Source organism: Streptomyces sp. NPDC040545 (assembly GCF_055595065.1).
On the sequence record NZ_JBVIWA010000032.1, the window covers coordinates 38,391 to 55,703 of the forward strand.

Below are 17,313 nucleotides of genomic sequence, written 5' to 3' on the forward strand. Positions count from 1 at the left end.
CCTCAGACTCTCCGGGCGGTGTGCATGGGAACGTCACACTTCACGCCACACCGCCCGGAGGACATACGAAGCACCGCACCGCTCGCGGTCCCTTCACCTGGCAGTACCCCTGCAAGAACCTCCGTAGTACCAGCGGTCACCCCCGCACTACCCGCAGTACACGCAGTGAACATTCGCGTCGCCTCGGGCCGTCACCCCGGGTCGTGCAGCCAAACGCAGCATCCCAAATCCCGCATCTCCAATCTCCAAGCGGGTGCCCCTTTGAACCTTGGGAGTTAGGCACCATGACCCAATCGTCAGTAGAGCCCAAGACCACCGCGGAGGAGGCCGGCGACGGCTCCCAGCCGCCCGCCGGACGGTCCTGGCTCGACCGCTATTTCCATATAACGCACAGAGGCTCAAACGTCGGCAACGAGGTTCGTGGCGGTATCACGACCTTCATGGCGATGGCGTACATCCTCCTGCTCAACCCCCTGCTCCTGTCGGGCAAGGACGTCGCCGGCACGGTGATGGACGGGTCGGCGATCATCACCGCCACCGCGTTCGCCGCGGCCGTCACGACGCTCCTCATGGGCTTCGTCGGCAAGGTGCCCCTCGCCCTCGCCGCCGGTCTCTCCGTGTCCGGCGTGCTGGCCTCGCAGGTCGCCCCCCAGATGACCTGGCCGCAGGCCATGGGCATGTGTGTGGTCTACGGTGTCGTGATCTGTCTCCTGGTCGTCACCGGCCTCCGCGAGATGATCATGAATGCGATCCCCCTCGCGCTCAAGCACGCGATCACCATGGGCATCGGCCTCTTCGTCGCCCTGATCGGCTTCTTCAAGGCCGGTTTCGTCGGCAAGGGCCCGGAGTTCGGTCCCCCCGTCCAGCTCGGTGCGGTCGGTGAGCTGTCCGGCTGGCCCGTGCTGCTCTTCTGCATCACCCTGGTCGCCATCTTCATGCTCCAGGCCCGCAAGGTGCCCGGCGCCATCCTGATCGGCATCGTCGGCGGCACCGTTCTGGCCGCGATCCTCAACGCCGTCGTGGACATCGACCCGAAGGCCTGGAAGAACGGCCCGCCGGAGCTCGACGGCTCCGCGGTCTCGATGCCGAACTTCTCGCTCTTCGGCGACGTCTCCTTCGGCGGCTGGGGAGATGTCGGCTACATGACGATCGGCATGATCGTCTTCACGCTGGTGCTCGCCGGCTTCTTCGACGCCATGGCCACCATCATCGGTGTCGGCACCGAGGCCAAGCTGGCCGACGACAAGGGCCGCATGCCGGGCCTGTCCAAGGCGCTCTTCATCGACGGCGCCGGTGGCGCCATCGGTGGCATCGCGGGCGGCTCCGGCCAGACCGTCTTCGTCGAGTCCGCGACCGGCGTCGGCGAGGGCGCCCGCACGGGTCTCGCCTCCGTGGTCACCGGCCTGTTCTTCGCCGCCTGCCTCTTCTTCACCCCGATCACGCAGATCGTCCCGGGTGAGGTCGCCTCCGCGGCCCTGGTCGTCATCGGCGCGATGATGATGCAGAACGCCCGCCACGTGGACTGGGCCGACAGCGCGACCGCGATCCCGGTCTTCCTGACCGTCGTGATCATGCCGTTCACGTACTCGATCACGGCCGGCGTCGCCGCCGGTGTGATCTCCTACGTCGCCATCAAGATCGCTCAGGGCAAGGCCCGGGAGATCGGCGGCTTCATGTGGGCGCTCACCGCGATCTTCGTGGTGTTCTTCGCCCTGAACCCGATCGAGCACTGGCTCGGGGTCGGCTGACCCCGAACGGCCTGATCACTACGTACCCGCACCTCCACGTATCCGGTGCACGTACCCGATGTACGTGTCAGATACTGGAACCGAACCTCTCCGAGGAGGCCCCCATGCTGGACATCGCCGTAGAGCTGAACCGGTGGGTCGAGCAGGGGCGTGACTTCGCCGTCGCCACCGTCGTGGCGGTCGGCGGGAGCGCCCCCCGGCAGCCCGGGGCCGCACTCGCCGTCGACGGCGAGGGCACGGCCATCGGCTCGGTCTCCGGCGGATGCGTGGAAGGTGCGGTGTACGAGCTGTGCCGGCAGGCGCTGGAGGACGGCGAGACCGTCCACGAGCGCTTCGGGTACAGCGACGACGATGCCTTCGCCGTGGGCCTGACCTGCGGCGGAATCATCGACATCCTGGTCACCCCGGTCCGTGTGGGCTCTCCCGCACGGGAGGTGTTCGCGGCCGGGCTGGCCGCCGCGGCCCGCGGCGAGGCCGCGGCCGTGGCCCGGATCGCGCAGGGCCCGGCGGAGCTCATGGGCCGCGCCGTGTTCGTCCGTACCGAAGGCGCCCACCAGGGCGGCTTCGGCGGACACCCCGAGCTGGACCGCACCATCGCCGAGGAGGCCCGCGCCATGCTCGACGCCGGCCGGACCGGCGTGCTGGAGATCGGCGCCGACGGCAGGCTCTGTGGAGAGCCGCTGAAGGTGCTGGTCGAATCCAGCGTCCCGCCCCCGCGGATGATCGTCTTCGGCGCCATCGACTTCGCCTCCGCCCTCGTGCGGATCGGCAAGTTCCTCGGCTACCGGGTGACCGTGTGCGACGCGCGGCCCGTCTTCGCGACGAAGACCCGTTTCCCCGAGGCGGACGAGATCGTCGTCGACTGGCCCCACCGCTACCTGGAGACCACGGTCGTGGACGGCCGGACCGTCCTGTGCGTGCTCACCCACGACGCCAAGTTCGACGTCCCGCTCCTCGAACTGGCGCTCAGGCTGCCCGTCGCCTACGTCGGCGCCATGGGCTCCCGCCGCACGCACGAGGACCGCAACGAGCGACTGCGCGCGGTCGGGGTGACCGAGCTCGAACTGGCCCGGCTGCGTTCCCCGATCGGCCTGGACCTCGGCGCCCGCTCCCCGGAGGAGACCGCGCTGTCCATCGCCGCCGAGATCGTCGCGAACCGCCGCGGCGGCACCGGCGCGGCCCTGACCGGCGCGCACATCCCGATCCACCCGGACATCTCGCACACGATGCTCGACCGGATCGGTTCCGTCGCCTGAAGGCGTGACGGCCGAACGTGAGAAAAGGGCGCACCCCGTGAGGGTTGCGCCCTTGTGCCGTTCCCCCTATTTTACCCGCCGGTAATAGGAGGCACCCTCTCCATCCCTTCCCCGTAGCGGAGTTGAGCGGATGTTGCGTACCGTGCGAACCCTGGGCCTGCTGGCCGCGGCCACCCTGCTCACCGCCTTCACCCCGGCCCCCGCCGGCTCCGTTCCCGGTTCCGGGCCGGGCTCCGGCCCGGGTGGCGGTCTGCGCGAGGTGCTCTTCGTCGGGAACAACTGGGAGGGGACCGCCGACGTCCTCGCCTCCACCGGCGATCTCGCCAGGGTCGGCCGGATCGACATGGTCCCCGACAAGGCGGAGCGGCTGCGGGAGATCTACCTCAACCCCGTCAAGCTCGCCTTCTTCCTCGGCATCCGGGAGAGCGCGGGCGAGGGGCACGACCAGTTCGTCGACGACATGTTCACCACCCCGGACGGCTCCGCGGTCGTCGCCTCCCGCCCCAGCTTCGCCGACGTCGTGTCCATCGACGTGGCCTCCGGGCGCGTCAACTGGCGCTTCCCGGTGTCCGGGTACCGCTCCGACCACATGGCGGTCTCGCCCGACGGGACCCGCGTCGCCGTCTCGGCATCCACCTCCAACACCGTGCACGTCCTGGACATCACCACCGGGCGGCAGGTCGCCTCCTTCGGCACCGGGGACAAGCCGCACGAGAACACCTTCACCCGCGACGGCCGCTTCCTGTGGAACAGCTCCATCGGCGAGGTGAACACCGCCCTGGACGCGCCCTGGCTGGACTGGACGAAGGGCGACCGCAAGATCACCGTGGTCGACGCGCAGACCTTCCGCACGGTCCGGGTGATCGACATGCGGGAGCGGCTGGACGCCTTTGGTCGTCGCGACCTGTCCGACGCCGTCCGCCCGGTGTCCTTCAGCCCCGACGAGTCGAAGCTCTACTTCCAGGTGTCCTTCTTCAACGGCTTCCTGGAGTACGACGTCCCCTCCGACCGGATCACCCGCCTCAAGACCCTCCCGATGAACCCCGCCACCAGCACCGACCGCACCACCTGGGTCAACGACTCCCGCCACCACGGCATGTCGATGAGCCCCGACGGGGCGAAGCTCTGCATCGCGGGCACCATGGACGACTACGCGACCGTCGTGGACCGCGCCACCCTCGCCGAAGGCCCGCTCGTGCCCGCCGCCAAGCCGTACTGGGCCACGGTCTCCGGCGACGGCAGCGCCTGCGTGATCTCCGAGAGCGGCGCCGACCGGGTCACGGCCATCGACTTCGCCACCGGCACCAAGCGGGTCTCCGTCCCCGTCGGGGACCATCCGCAGCGCGTCCGGCTCGGCCGCGTCCCGGCCGGCTGGACCGGTCCCGCCGCACGGTAGTCCGTGGCAGGCGCGTGGCAGGCCCGCGGCGGGTCGGCGGCAGGTCGGCAGCGGGCCCGCAGCCGGTCCGCCGGGTCCGCACACCGGCCGGACGTGCGGACCGGGCCGCTATGAGGTGACCGGTCCATCGATGACCGATTAGTCTCGCGATCATGGTGGACATCCGCGAGGTACCCGAGTCCGACATCGACCGTGCTCTGGAGCTCGCGTACCTGGTCTTCCACGACCGGCCCGAGAAGGAGGTCCGGGAGAAACACCACGCGCTGCTCGTGAGTTGCGACCGGCTCGGCGCCTACGACGGCACGGTCCTGGCCGGCTTCATGGCCGCGCACGGCTTCCGGCTCTCGGTGCCCGGGGCGGACCTGCCCTGCCCCGGGCTCACCTTCGTCGGCGTCGCCCCCACCCACCGCCGGCGCGGCGTGCTCACCGGGCTGATGGGCGAGATGCTGCGGCGGACCGCCGGCGCGGGCAGCCCGCTCGCCGCCCTGTGGGCCTCCGAGGCCGCGATCTACGGCCGCTTCGGCTACGGCAGCGCCACCACCGGCGCCACCATCGAGATCGACTCCGCCCGCCCGCTGGCCCTGCGCATCGACCCGGACCGGCGCCCGCTGCGGCTCGTCGACCCGGAGGAGGCCGTCGCCCTCATCGGTCCCTTCCACGAGGCGGCCCGCGCCGGGCGGGCCGGCCGCCCCACCCGCAGCGCGGAGCGCTGGACCGAGGAGTGGCTGGCCGAACAGGACGAGGAGGACGAGGAGCTGAGCCCGCCGCGGATCATCGTCCTGGGCGACCCGGACCAGCCGATCGCCGGGTACGTGCTCTACCGCACGAAGCCGGAGGACGGCGCCGGGCCCGCCCGGGTGCCCGGCCTGGTCCGGGTCGACGAACTGGAGGCCGACACCCCGGCGGTGGCCGCCGCGCTGTGGGAGTGCGTGGCCTCCCTCGACCTCACCGGCAAGGTCTCCGCGTGGGGCCGTCCGGCCGACGACCCGCTGCTGCACTTCGCCGCGGACCGGGACCAGGTGCGGGTCACCGCACAGTTCCCGGCGCTCTGGCTGCGCCTGGTCGACGTACGCGCGGCCCTGACGGCGCGGTCCTGGGCCGCGCCGGTGGAGGTGGTGCTGGAGGTGCACGACGGGCTGATGCCCGCCAACGCCGGGCGGTTCCGGCTGGCGGCCGGGCCGGACGGGGCCACGTACGAGCACGAGGACTCCGCCCCCGACCTGACCCTGGACGTACGCGAACTGGCCGCCTGCTACCTCGGCGGGACCCGGGTCGGGGAACTCGTCGCCGCCGGGCTGGTACGGGAGCACACGCCCGGCGCGGCGGCGGCGCTGGACGCGGCCCTGCGCACGGCCGTACTCCCGCACACGAGCGACGAGTTCTGACGTACGGCCGTGTCCCGGCGGGGTGTGTCCCGCCCCGCCGGCACGGCCGACGGGATCAGGCGGGCCGTGTGATCCGGGCGGCCGACATGCCGAAGCCGGCGCCCAGGACGGCGGTGGACAGCAGATCGGGCCGCGCGTGCAGGTCCTCCGGACGATAACGGCGGATCTGCTGGTGCCAGTTGAGGATCCCGGCGTGCCAGTCCTTCAGCTCGCCCACGTACGCGTCCAGGGCCTGCCGGGCCTGCCGGCCGAGCTTCCAGTCGTCGTAGAGCAGCGGCAGCTGGTTCGCCACGATGTGCTCGAACTCCTCGGTCCGCCGGGTCATCAGCTCATGGCAGATGTGCAGGGCCTGCGGGTAGCCGACGTCGAAGAAGTTCCGGGTGACCAGGATGTAGTTGTGGACCTCGCCCTCGACCTCCACCTCCTTCTGGTAGGAGTAGATGTCGTTGATCAGGCAGGCGGCGTCCGCGACCGCGTTCTCCAGGGAACGGATGGTCCCGGAGGCGTAGATCTCCTCGGGGATGCCCCGGCCCCGGTGCCCGAGGCGGCACAGGTACATCGTGAGGTGGCTGCCGAAGGTGTGGCGGCGCATCTCCGCGTAGTCCACCGGGTCCGGGATGCGGTTCTGGATCTGGTTGTCCACCTCCCACAGCCAGCTCTCCAGCATGCTCACCAGGGTGGCCCGGAACTCGGTGCGCTGCCCGGCGGACATGGCCACGCTGGTGCGTACCCACAGGTCGGCGAGCGCGCGCTCCATCGCGGTCACCGGCTCCGGCTGTTCGGCGTGGTCGACCGGGACCATGGCGATCAGGCGGGCGGTGGTCGCCTTGGCGGCCGGAAGGTTCTTGCCCTGGGCGAAGACCACCGGGTAGTAGTCGTCCCCGTACGTGCCCCAGGTCAGCCAGCAGGCATTGAGGACCAGCTGCTCCGGCGTCGCGTCGGGGTCGATCCCGGCGGAGCAGAGCGCGAAGTCGAAGCCCCGCAGCCGCTCCTCGGTCCAGATCGCCGAGCCGGGGTCGCCGGGCTGCGGGTCCAGCAGGCCCATCCGGCGGGACCAGGCCACGGACTCCTCGCGCGCGTGTGCCAGGTGCGGGCTGAGGGCGAGCCGGTGCGGCATGTAGATGTCGGGGATGACGGAGGGGCCGGTGGGCTCGAACGGGACGTGGGTGAAGGAGCGGTGGCGCAGCTCCATGGAGCGCCGCGTGAACACGGACCGCAGGTCGAGCGAGGCGGTGCCGAGCCCGGACGGCAGGAAGGGCAGGGTGGCCGGGGCGGTGGGCCGGGCCTCCTTGTTCATGTAGCGGCTGGAGACCATGTGCCACTCGTGGCCGCCGGACTGCCAGTCCTGCAGGCCCTTGGCGTAGGCGAGGACGGCCGCGATCTCCGCCGGGTCCAGCGCGTGGTCGGCGAAGAGCTGCGGGAGCTCGACGAGCGCGGTCTGCTCGAACTGCTGGAGGCGGGAGGTGAGCAGGTCGTTGGAGGCCTCGGCGGCCTCCTGGGTGGTGCAGTCCAGGAAGGTCTCCAACACCAGCACGGCGTTGGAGAGTTCGCCCTCGTCGGCGACCTCGCGCTGGTAGGAGAAGATGTCGTTCCGGATGTGCACGGCGTCGGCGAAGGCGTCGCGCAGCACGGCGAGCGGGCGCGCGTGCGCGACGCGCGCGGGGACCTCGGCGCAGACGTACTCGATCAGGCCGGCCGACCAGGGGGCGCCGCCCACCTTGCGGCGCATCTCGATGTATTCGAGCGGGTTCGCCACGCGCCCGATGTCGATGTTGGCGAGCTCCCACATCGACTCGTCGAGGAGGTTCTTCGTGGACAAGGAGAACCGTTCCCGCCAGTCGGCGGACATCGCGGGGACCGTCCGCGCCCAGAGGTCCGCGAGGCCCGCCTCCACCGGGTTGGTGGGCTCGGGGAAACCGACGGACAGGTCCATGGGCATGAAGGCGGCGAGCCGGTCGAGATACGCCTTGGCACCGGCACGGTCCTGGGAGCGCTTGAACATCTCCAGGAAGTGGTCGTCGAAGAAGAACACCCACACGTACCAGTCGGTGACCAGGGCCAGTGCGTCGCGGTCACAGTCGGGGTGGGTGTACGAGCAGAGCAGCGCGTAGTCGTGCGAGTCGAGGTCGCTCTCCTCCCAGACCCCGGAACCCTCCAGCATCCCGAAGGCGCGCGCCCACTTCTTGGTGTGGGTCCGCGCGTCCTCCAGGTGGGGGTTCAGTCGCGCCGGATAGGGCACGTAGAAATCCGGCAGTTGGAACGGCTGCGTCACGGCGGGGTCGGCCTTTCGTCCATGGGTACGGGGCCCGGCGGCCCGGTCTCCCGCACACGAGATCAGCACTGCCCTACCCCTGGTGCCCGTGGGACAAGGGTGATTTCACTGCTTCAGGTGACGGGGTCCGCGTCACCCGGCGTGGGGGACCCCGCAGGGGATAAGGGCCTGCTCCGCGGCCCGGCCGGGTGTACGGCCACCCCATTGAACCCGCCACCCTCACCCGCCACTTCAACGCGCTCCTCCGCCGAGCGCAGCACCCGTCCGCCGGCGCTGCCGTCAACTACTGCCGTCAAGGCACGCAAGGAGCCCCACCGAGAAGAAATTCGGTGGAGCTCCTTGGTATCTCTCAAGCCGCGACAGGCCACCCAAGTGACGGATTGTGGCCTGCCCATCAGACCAGATTCAGGTCATCAATGGAGACGTCATTCAGCGAGTTTCCGTCCTGCAACTCCCAGGGATGGTGGCCGAGGAGACGTGAGTTTCTACGGCGACGTGCCGGACCGAGTCCGGTGGATTCTCCCAGGAGGCATGTGCGCTATCCAGGAATGACGTCAACATTATTCTGCGACAGAATATCGAGAAGCAAATCGAATTTGGAAATCGACCCACCAGGGATATCCATTACTGCAGACAAGGAAGAACGCGCGACGGACATGTTCCGCCAAATCAGCCGAACCGGGGCGCCTTGGAGGTGATCCTGAAGGGACTCTTCCAATTCGGTGAAACTCTGCCCGATATACCCTCCTGGGCCGCGGAAAGCCTCGCCAATCGCGCAAAAGAAACTCGCGACATCCTTGATTTCATCACCTCCCATAACGATCTCTCGAGGGGGAGCTGAATATTCCCCTTCAGAAGCAGATTCGGCGTACCTGAGCCCGGCTACTTCTAGCCACGCTTCCCGGGATCCGACCTGAAGCGTGCGCCATTCACCACGCCGCGGTTCGGAAACGCGGAACCTGTCCCACAACCTGCGGGCCTCGGCATGCGGAGGCAACCCCGTTTGTGCCGTGACGACTAGATATTCCGGCGCATCTCCGACTGCTAGCTTGGCGCCCCACAGCGCGTAGCGCCCCATGGGCCGACCTTCGGCGTCGAGGACAAGGACCTCGATGTCACCCCTAAGCGTCTCGATCGGCGCGTCGAGGGTCGGCCGCACAAGCCTGAAGGTGACTCGGGCGTTCTCGGCTTCGAGGAACGCGCCGAAGTCGTCGTAGCTGAAGCGCCCGACAAAAAACCCTTCCAGATCGCAGGCGAATGCGAATGCGTCGCTTTCCTCGAACCGGACAGAATATTTAACCGACAAGGTCGCCCACCTTCCACTGGGAACACGTCGAATCAACAGGTAGGAAGAACGGTGATCTTCTGGTACTTGACTTTCGGGTCCGTGTAGCCATACTCCCCAAAGCGGTTCGGACCGACAATCCTGTACGTATCGCCCTTCCCGGCAACTTCCCATTCGGGCGAACCCTGGAAACCCGACTGCGCGTGAGGACCCCACTTGGCCAGGTGCTTCGCCGATTCGCGCCCTTGATAAAGCTTTTGAGTGGGATCCGTGAGGCTTTCCGTGCGTGGGGTCCCCTGCCCGGCCTTGATCCTGGCAAGCTCGTCTGCGGCCCACCCAGGAACACTGTTGTCGTTGTGCACCAGCACCGGCGTTGTGCCGGCGAGCACATAGTACGTGTGCAGGCCGGAAACGGTCAGGTTGTACGTAGGCTGGACGGCCTGGTAGGTGCGCGTACTGGCCACCATGGCGGCGGCGCCCTGGTCCGTGCGCAGGGTCATGCCTGGCTTGAGCTTGTCGGCATTGAGCCAAAGCTGCTCGGATTCCACCCAGAACGGGTGGTGGCCCGTGGCAGTGACGGTGCTTATGCCGTCGACCGTCAGGACACCGATGTTCACATAGGTCTTGTCGTCCTCCGTGCGAATCGTCGCCGTGACGGGCTTGCCCGCACTCTCGTCGGATTCGGGGTCGGTGGCGAGCACGAAATCGGTGGGTGCGAGTTCTTCGATGGGCTTCGTCGACCCGTCAGCCATGAGGACCTCGGTCCCGGCAGCGAAGCTGTTCGGGCAGAACCTTTTGGGTTTCCCGCCACCGGCAGCCCGATAGGCAAGACCTGCGGCGATTTCCCGTCCTACGCGTTCGGACTCGTTCGGTTCGTAGAGGGGAGTGTCGACGTTGTTTCCGGTCAGCGCCGCCTCGACCGGCCCGTTGCACGTCAGGAAGTCGCAGTAGTGGCCGCTGAAGTACTCGATGTCCTCGATCGACGCCCCGTACATGTACATCTTGTACGCGACCTGCTTGGTGACGCTGCCGCTCGACGGGTCGTACTTGACCTGGATCTTGTGCAGCTCCTCCTTCGAGGTATTGCTCGTGTTGCGGATGTACTTCTGACCCGAGGTGTAGAGCTTCACGGCGCGGTCGTACGACTGCTGTGCCTGGCCGGCCTTCGCTGAGCCGTAGTGCTCGGCGTACAGCCGCCTGATCCTCGCCTGCTCCATGGCGGCGATGTTCTCGGAGACGATCCTGTCGTAGTTCTTGCCCTTGCTGATGGGCTGAGTACCACGGTTGGTGCACACGTACATGCCGCTCATGCACTCTTCGAGCTGCTCACCCGACGGGTCCCAGTTGCTGACGGGGTTGCCGTTGGAGTACGTGTACCCGTTCATCTGGAGCGGGTCGGTGATGTCGAGTACCGGGTCGACCGACATGAAGCGGCCGGTGCTCTGGTCGTACTCGCGCGCCCCGATGTGCGTCAGGCCCGTGGTGGAGTCGTCGACGCCCGTGCCGAGGAAGCTGCGGTCGCCGGGCCAGTCGGCAGGCACCGTCCCCCGGACGTTGCCGTACGGGTCGGACTTGCGACGGTAGACCTTCTGGCCCGCGGCCTGCTCGACGGAGGTGGTCGCGGTGTTGTGGTGGTCGGACAGCAGAACGTTGAGCTTGTGCCCGGTTGCCTTGCTCCCCGTGCGGCGGGTGGTGGTGACACCACCGGGGCCGCCGTAGTAGCGGACGGCGTCGATGGCCTGACCGGCCTTGTTGACGGTGACCTCGGCGTCGGCGAGGTAGAGGGTGCGGGAGCCGCCGGTCTCCTCGATCAGGCGGTTGCCCGAGGCGTCGTAGATGTAGGTGGTGGTGTTCTCGAAGCTCCACTGCTGGGCGACGGCGCCCGCGACACAGGTGTAGATGTCGAGGTCGTTGCCGTCGACGGGGTTGTCGTTGGGGACGGTGACGCAGGCGTTGGCCGCAGGGTTGTAAAGCGTCTTGTCTGCGGGACGGTAGGTGAACTTCTGCTTGGCGCTGCCGTCGCAGGTCGCCAGGACCGCATCTGCGCCCTGCGCCGTCAGGCACTTGCCGAGGGCGCGGACGGTGTCACCAGTCAGCTTCCACTGCTGGGCCTTGGTCGTGTTGCACGGGTACAGCTGGACGGCCGTGCCGTCCGCGCTGGAGCCCTCGGCGACGTCGATGCACTTGCCCGCCATGCCGGTGACGGCCACCGCACCGATGCCGGGGCTGCTCGCCGAAGTGAGCTTGTTGCGGCGGTCCCAGTTCAGGGCCTGGGTGTCACCGTCGATGCGCCGGGACTTGGTGTTGCCGGAGGCGTCATATGCGTAGGTCGAGAGCGAGTTGACCGTGGACGCTGCCGTCTTGGTGGTCTTCTCGGCCTTGGACAGGGCGTGGGGCTGGACGGTGACGGGAGGCAGGGAAGCGTTCCCGCCGACCTGGACGCCGTAGGTGTACTTCGTCTCGTCGTCCAGCGCCGGGTTGGTGAGGTCGTGGTCGATCAGCTTGGTGCGGTTGCCGATCTTGTCGAACTGGTACTCCTGCCAGTAGCCGTCGCCGTCCGGACCGGCGGTGACGTCGTTCAGCGAAGGCCCGGCGCATGCGGCGGTCTTGCCCGTCCACGCCTTGGTGAGCTGGCCCACCGCGTCGTACGCGAAGCACTGGCGGTCGACGCGGCCACCGGCCTGGGTGTCCGTGATGGAGGTCGGGTTGCCGACCGTGTCGTAGGTGTAGGAGAGCGCGGAAACGCGGTTCGGGCTGGCGGTCTCGCGGTCACTGATCGACTGCTCGACACGGCCGGTGTTGCGGTTGTGGAGGTTGGTGGTCCACACGCGGTTCGGCGCATTGCCGGACGCCGTGCGCAGGACTTCGCCGTACGGGCTGTACACGACGTCTGCGGTGTACCAGGACAAGCCCGAGACGGTCTTGGCCATTCCGTCGGCGTCGTACCGCGTGATCAGCTTCTCGGCTGCCAGGCCACCCGGAGTGGCCGGCAGCGTCGTCGACTGGACCTGGCCGCGCGGTGTGTAGGCGGTGCTGTACGCGTACGTCCCGGCGAGACCCTTGGCGGCAGGCACGTCCGGGATCGTGATCTTGGTTCCGGTCGGCCGGTACTCACTGTCGTAGGCGGTGACCTCGCTGGTGTAAGCCACCAGGCCCTCGTAGCGCGTGGACGCCACGGGCAGTCCCTTGGCGCCGATCAACGTGTCGAACGTCCAGGAAGCGACGAGGGGGCCGTCCGGGGCATCGTCGCGTACGTGGGTCGTACGGCCGAGCGCATCGTACGTCGTGTACTGCGCCTGCCCGGAGGAATTTGTGACGGACACCTTTCGGTCGAGGTTGTCATACGTGTACGTCATGGCGCCCACGTCAGGGTCGCCCGACGAGGTCATACGGCCGCGGGCGTCGTAGGTGTACGTCCACTCGTTGCCGACCGGGTCGGTCACCTTGGCCAGCTTGCCGCGTACGTCGTACGCGTAGGTCGTGTCCTTCCACGTCGTGAGGTCGGTCGCCGTGTAGTGCTGGATCAGGGACGTACGGCCGGACGTGTCGGTCCAGGTCTTGACCGCGCGGCTGCCCGAGAGCGGCGCCTGACCATCGGCCGACATGCCGGTACGGGTCAGCGTCCAGTCGCCCTCGTACCTGCTGGTGCTGGAGTGCTGTGCCACATCCGCGTACAGCGTGGTGGCGCGCACGGGGCGGCCGAGGCCGTCGTATGCCGTCTTCGTCGAGTTCGGAACGTGGAAGACGCTCTCCGGGACGAAGATCTTTCCGTCGGGGCGGCCCTCGGCGTAGTAGCCGTTGTTGGTCTGCCGGACGGTGCCGTTCGCGTTGTAGAGGGTGTCCGTGATCAGACGGCCGCCGCCCAGGGCGTCCGCCTGGGTCTGGCGCGGCCTCAGCTGGCCGTCGTAGATCGCGATGGACGTGGCGTAGCTGCCGTTGTCCCGGAGGGTCTTGGTGGTGACGACCGGGGGCTCGTGCTCCGAGATCTGGTACGCGAAGGTCTGGGACGCCGGGTCGGTGGTCTTCTGCGACGGCGTCCAGACGGCCTTGGAGCGGCCCAGGTTGTCGTAAGCCTGGCTGAACTTGCGGTTGTTGGTGTCGATGTCCTCAAGGACGGTGCCACGGCCCGGGTCGGTCTTGACGACGCGCGTGTGCCCGAGAGGGTTCGTCGTCTTCGTGCTGAAGGGCACGCCGGTGGCGGGGGTGAACACGGTGGAGGTGGGGTTGCCGGCCGGGTCGTAGACCTTGACGGTCCGGCCCAGTGCGTCGTACTCGGTCTTCGCGGTGGTGACCCAGCCGGTGCCCGCCGCGTCGTTGCTGTCCACCTGGAAGGGCAGCCCCTTGACCGGAGCGGTTCCGAAAGCGTTGAGCGCGTCGTACGACGTGCGCAGGTCGGAGAGCATCGCGGCGGTGCCGGCCTGGGCGCAGGCGCCCGTGGTGGCCCGTACCCGCTGGGGCAGGCCGATCAGGTGCTTCGCCGGGTTGTGGACGTAGGTCGTCACCGTGCAGATCTGGTCGGCGATGACCGAGCTGCCGCTGCCGTCCTCGGCGCGCGATTCGGTCTGGGCCGACTCCAGGAGACCGTAGGTGGACTCGAACGTGTTCTGGGAGCGCCCCACGCGGAAGCGGCCGCCGCTGATCGACTGGATCGTGTCCGTGCGCGAGTCGTTGACCCGGTAGGCCTCGAGAGGGGTGGTTCCGTCCCGGGGCCGTGTCGCGGTCTTCTGGCTCGAGGGCCAGGTGAGGACGCGCTTGTCGACGCTGCCGCCGGCCTGGGTGTAGGTGATCACCTCGGCGGTTCGGCCCTGGTATTGGGTCAGGTCCTCACCCAGGGTCTCCTTGCCCGTGGAGTCCTTGATCGTGACCTTCGGCCGTCCCGCGTCACCGGACATGCCGCGGAAGAAGTGGGTGCGGGTCTGGGATTCGGCCGTCGCATCGCTCTTGCCGGCGTTCGCCGTCACGCCGCCCTTGGTGACGACGGACGAGTAGCCGCGCCACTGTCCGTACGTGCGCAGTTCGGGCTTGGTGAATTCGTCGATGTCCTTGGCCCAGGCCGCGCCGCCCTCGTAGGTGTAGCTGGTGGTGACGTCGGGCTGGCGGGCGACGCGGTCCTTCTCGACCACGCGCTCGACGACGTACTTGTTGAACCAGGCCAGCGGGGGCTTCTCGAGATCACTGTCGGGTGACCAGTGGACCGGGAAGCAGCGGGTGGTGTTCTCCTCCGGCTTGGGGTGCGTGGTGCCGACCGCGCAGGGGTCGGAGTAGTCGACGTAGATCTCGTTGCCGGTCTCCGTGCGGATGGTCTCCACGCGGAGGCGGTCGAAGTCCGGGGTGGCGTCGTTGGGACCCGTGGCGACGCGGTTGGGCATGTCCTGGACGTTCGCGAGGAAGGAGACCGGCGGGAGCGACGTGCTCTCCTGGTTGCCGTTGGTGTCCTTGGTGGTGCCGTAGCCGGTGCGGGTGATCGACTCGAGCCACAGCGGCGGGTGGGTGTCGGTGCGCTGCTTGGGGAAGGACTGGGTCAGGTTCCAGCGGTCGACGAGCGAGAGGTCGGTGGAGCCGTCGGTGCGCTGGCCGTACGTGGTGACGGAGGCCAGGCGCTTGCGCGTCCAGAAACTCGGCGAGGTACTGAAGCAGTCCTTCGCGTCGGCCTTGCAGTGCAGGGACGACGGGGTGTCCCACCAGGCCTGCTTGTCACCGTAGTTCTTCGACTCGAACTCGGTGTCCGTGCACTTGGCCGAACCCTCCTTGATGCACCGCTCGTTGACGGTGAACTCCACCTTGCCGGCCGGAGCGCCGGAGAGGTTGGTGGAGCGCAGGCCGTAGGTGATCTGGCTGGGGTAGCCGCCGCGGGTGTAAGGGACCTTCGCCTGGAACTTCTCGTTCTTGGCGTAGTGGTTGGTCTCCTTCTTCCAGTCGATGACCATCGCGTTGCCGTGGAGGTCCTCGACGTAGTCGAGGTTCCAGCGCCAGCCCTGGTTGCAGGAGGAGTCGGCGAAGGCAGCTTGGTAGCACGGCTCGCCGGGGTGATTGCCGAACACCGGGACGGTGAATACCGAGTCGGTCACGGCTCGGGTACCGGCGCCGTCGACGTCGTGGCGACCGAAGTGGTAGCGGACACCGTCACGGGTGGTGACGACCCAGTACTCGCCGTCCTTCGCGCCGTTGGCGACGTTCGCGTCGGTCATGCGCTCGACCTTGGAGCCGTCGTCCCCGGCGGGGACCCACTGGCCCGAGGCGGCGTCACGGACGAGCTCGGTGCTGCTACCGCCGAGCGACATCACCATGTTGTCGCCGGCCCAGCACAGGTCGTTCTTCTTCTTGTCCGTGGAGTTGTCGTTGTTCGGCTTGCTGGGCGTGGCCTTGAGGTCATCCGAACAGGTGCGGTACCGGCGCTCGATGAAGCCGGGGTGGTAGTCCCAGCCGTCGCCGAGCCAGGAGGCCTGGCTGTTCGCGACGGACGTTTTCCCGTCCACGGACTGCGAGGAGTACGTGAACGCGAGCTTCGGCACGGGCCCGGCCGCCGGGGCGGGTGTGCCCAGCGGATAGGTCCACGAGAAGTCACCGCTGTTGCCGCCGGCCGACCAGCTGCCGGAGGGAGTGAGGGGGGTGGCGCTGTAGGTTCCGCCGGGGCCCGACCCGGAGTCGGAGGCGGCCAGGACCATGGGGCCGCCTCCACCGACGGCCATGGTGCGCATGCCCTGGCCCGGCGCGGTCGCCGGGTCGACGGTCGCACGGACCGTTCCCGTCGCCGGGTCGTTCGTGCTCGGGACGGCCTTCGCCGTGTTGCATTCGGGCACCAACGGGGTGGTCAGGAAGCACTGCGGGAGCATCCTCAGCTCCAGGCGCGACGACCATTCGGTGCCGTACAGGTCCTTGAACTGCTTGTAGTCGAGCTGCACGTCGACCGGGGTCGAGCCTTCGGCCGGAGGCGTGACCTTGATGAGAGCGCCGTCGATGTTCGCGGCTTCGGTCACCGCCCGGGCCTCGACCGCCACCGACCACGTGCCCGACGGGGCCGGAGGGGTCGGGTTGGTCTCCGTCGGTGAGGCCTTGCCGATGCTGATCGGCAGAGATCCCGCCTGGACCAGCTGGTCGCCGGCCAGAGCGACGTTCGCCGTACCGGCGGTGGGCGGAGTGACCTTCGACGGTTCGTACTCGGCCGGAGGCTGGACCGGTGCTCCGGACCAGCCCTCCAGCTTTGCGGCTTCGACCTTGTCGAGCTTGGCCTTGAGGTCCTCCTGGAGGCCCGGTAGCTGCACTCCGGCGCGGTCACCCGGTGGTGCGGCCCAGGCCTGAGTGGGCAGAAGAGATGCAACCAGCATCACGGAGACCGTGATGCTGGTGCGCCCGGCAAGGCCCATGCGTCTCGCGCGGGCCTTCCTGATTCCGGGCAGGCGAAGACTGTCGGCCGACAACGGCGACATGTGAACCCCCCACGATCTGCCACCGCGGCAAAGGCGCGCGCGTGACAGGAAACTGACAAGTAGCCACGTGATTCTGTGGTCCGGCGTGACTTAAAAGCCACCTCGGACCTGCCCGTGTGGCGTTAATCACCTGACGGTCCGTATACCTTGGGGCAATTCGCCCGAACTAGTAGTAAGCGATGGTCAGTTGCGGTGCGATGTGGTGTGACGATCCGCGTCGTATGGCTCATGCTCAGCTCGCGCGTTCATCGCGTGACGGCCGAGCGGGGGAGCGGACGCCGAGCCTCTTGGCCGATGGCCGAAATACGAGCAAGTACCGAGGGTTGCGGAAGCGTGCGCCCGCGGGGGGAGAGAACAGAAGAGATGGCTGTCAGCGAATCCGTGGACTCCAGTCCGCCAACAGACGTGACAGAAACACCACCTGCTGCTTCGGAGCGTCGCTGGTATCAGCGCCGCAGGGCTGTGGGTGGCTTGGCCGCTCTGCTCGCGGTGGCTGTTGCGGTTCCGGTCGGTGTGCAGCTGGGTGGGGGCGAGAAGCCGGAGG

At 68.2% G+C, this 17,313-nt stretch carries 7 protein-coding genes; 4 read left to right on the forward strand and 3 right to left on the reverse strand.

All coding sequences use genetic code 11. The annotated features are described in order from the left end of the window. Positions 1 to 284: 284 nt before the first annotated feature. The 4 genes from ACZ573_RS36305 (at position 285) to ACZ573_RS36320 (ending at position 5,785) form a co-directional block, all read left to right on the forward strand. Entirely contained in the window at positions 285 to 1,748 is a 1,464-nt protein-coding gene (locus ACZ573_RS36305) for an NCS2 family permease (RefSeq protein WP_030010047.1), read from the forward strand. 104 nt (positions 1,749 to 1,852) lie between these two features. Further along, a complete protein-coding gene (locus ACZ573_RS36310; protein WP_471312798.1) occupies positions 1,853 to 3,004 on the forward strand; it encodes an XdhC family protein in 1,152 nt (383 codons plus the stop codon). A gap of 130 nt (positions 3,005 to 3,134) precedes the next feature. Further along, entirely contained in the window at positions 3,135 to 4,400 is a 1,266-nt protein-coding gene (locus tag ACZ573_RS36315) for a YncE family protein (protein ID WP_471312800.1), read from the forward strand. A gap of 152 nt (positions 4,401 to 4,552) precedes the next feature. Next, positions 4,553 to 5,785 (forward strand): GNAT family N-acetyltransferase, encoded by a 1,233-nt coding sequence (locus tag ACZ573_RS36320; protein WP_471312802.1) that lies wholly within the window; start codon positions 4,553 to 4,555, stop codon positions 5,783 to 5,785. 55 nt (positions 5,786 to 5,840) lie between these two features. Here ACZ573_RS36320 and ACZ573_RS36325 read toward each other — a convergent pair whose 3' ends face one another. The 3 genes from ACZ573_RS36325 to ACZ573_RS36335 form a co-directional block, all read right to left on the reverse strand. Next, positions 5,841 to 8,057: a terpene synthase family protein gene (locus ACZ573_RS36325; RefSeq protein ID WP_471312805.1), complete on the reverse strand. Its 2,217-nt coding sequence runs from the start codon at positions 8,055 to 8,057 to the stop codon at positions 5,841 to 5,843. A 538-nt stretch (positions 8,058 to 8,595) separates the two neighbouring features. Then, positions 8,596 to 9,363, reverse strand: coding sequence for a barstar family protein (locus ACZ573_RS36330; RefSeq protein WP_471312807.1), 768 nt, complete (start codon positions 9,361 to 9,363; stop codon positions 8,596 to 8,598). Positions 9,364 to 9,395: 32 nt separating this feature from the next. Next, a complete protein-coding gene (locus ACZ573_RS36335) occupies positions 9,396 to 16,667 on the reverse strand; it encodes a ricin-type beta-trefoil lectin domain protein (RefSeq protein WP_471312809.1) in 7,272 nt (2,423 codons plus the stop codon). Positions 16,668 to 17,313 lie beyond the last annotated feature (646 nt).

Excerpts from the sequence above, each read along its gene's own strand:
- ACZ573_RS36305 (WP_030010047.1), top strand. The coding sequence starts at position 285 with ATGACCCAATCGTCAGTAGAGCCCAAGACCACCGCGGAGGAGGCCGGC.
- ACZ573_RS36310 (WP_471312798.1), top strand. The coding sequence starts at position 1,853 with ATGCTGGACATCGCCGTAGAGCTGAACCGGTGGGTCGAGCAGGGGCGT.
- ACZ573_RS36315 (WP_471312800.1), top strand. The coding sequence starts at position 3,135 with ATGTTGCGTACCGTGCGAACCCTGGGCCTGCTGGCCGCGGCCACCCTG.
- ACZ573_RS36320 (WP_471312802.1), top strand. The coding sequence starts at position 4,553 with ATGGTGGACATCCGCGAGGTACCCGAGTCCGACATCGACCGTGCTCTG.
- ACZ573_RS36335 (WP_471312809.1), bottom strand. The coding sequence starts at position 16,667 with ATGCTGGTTGCATCTCTTCTGCCCACTCAGGCCTGGGCCGCACCACCG.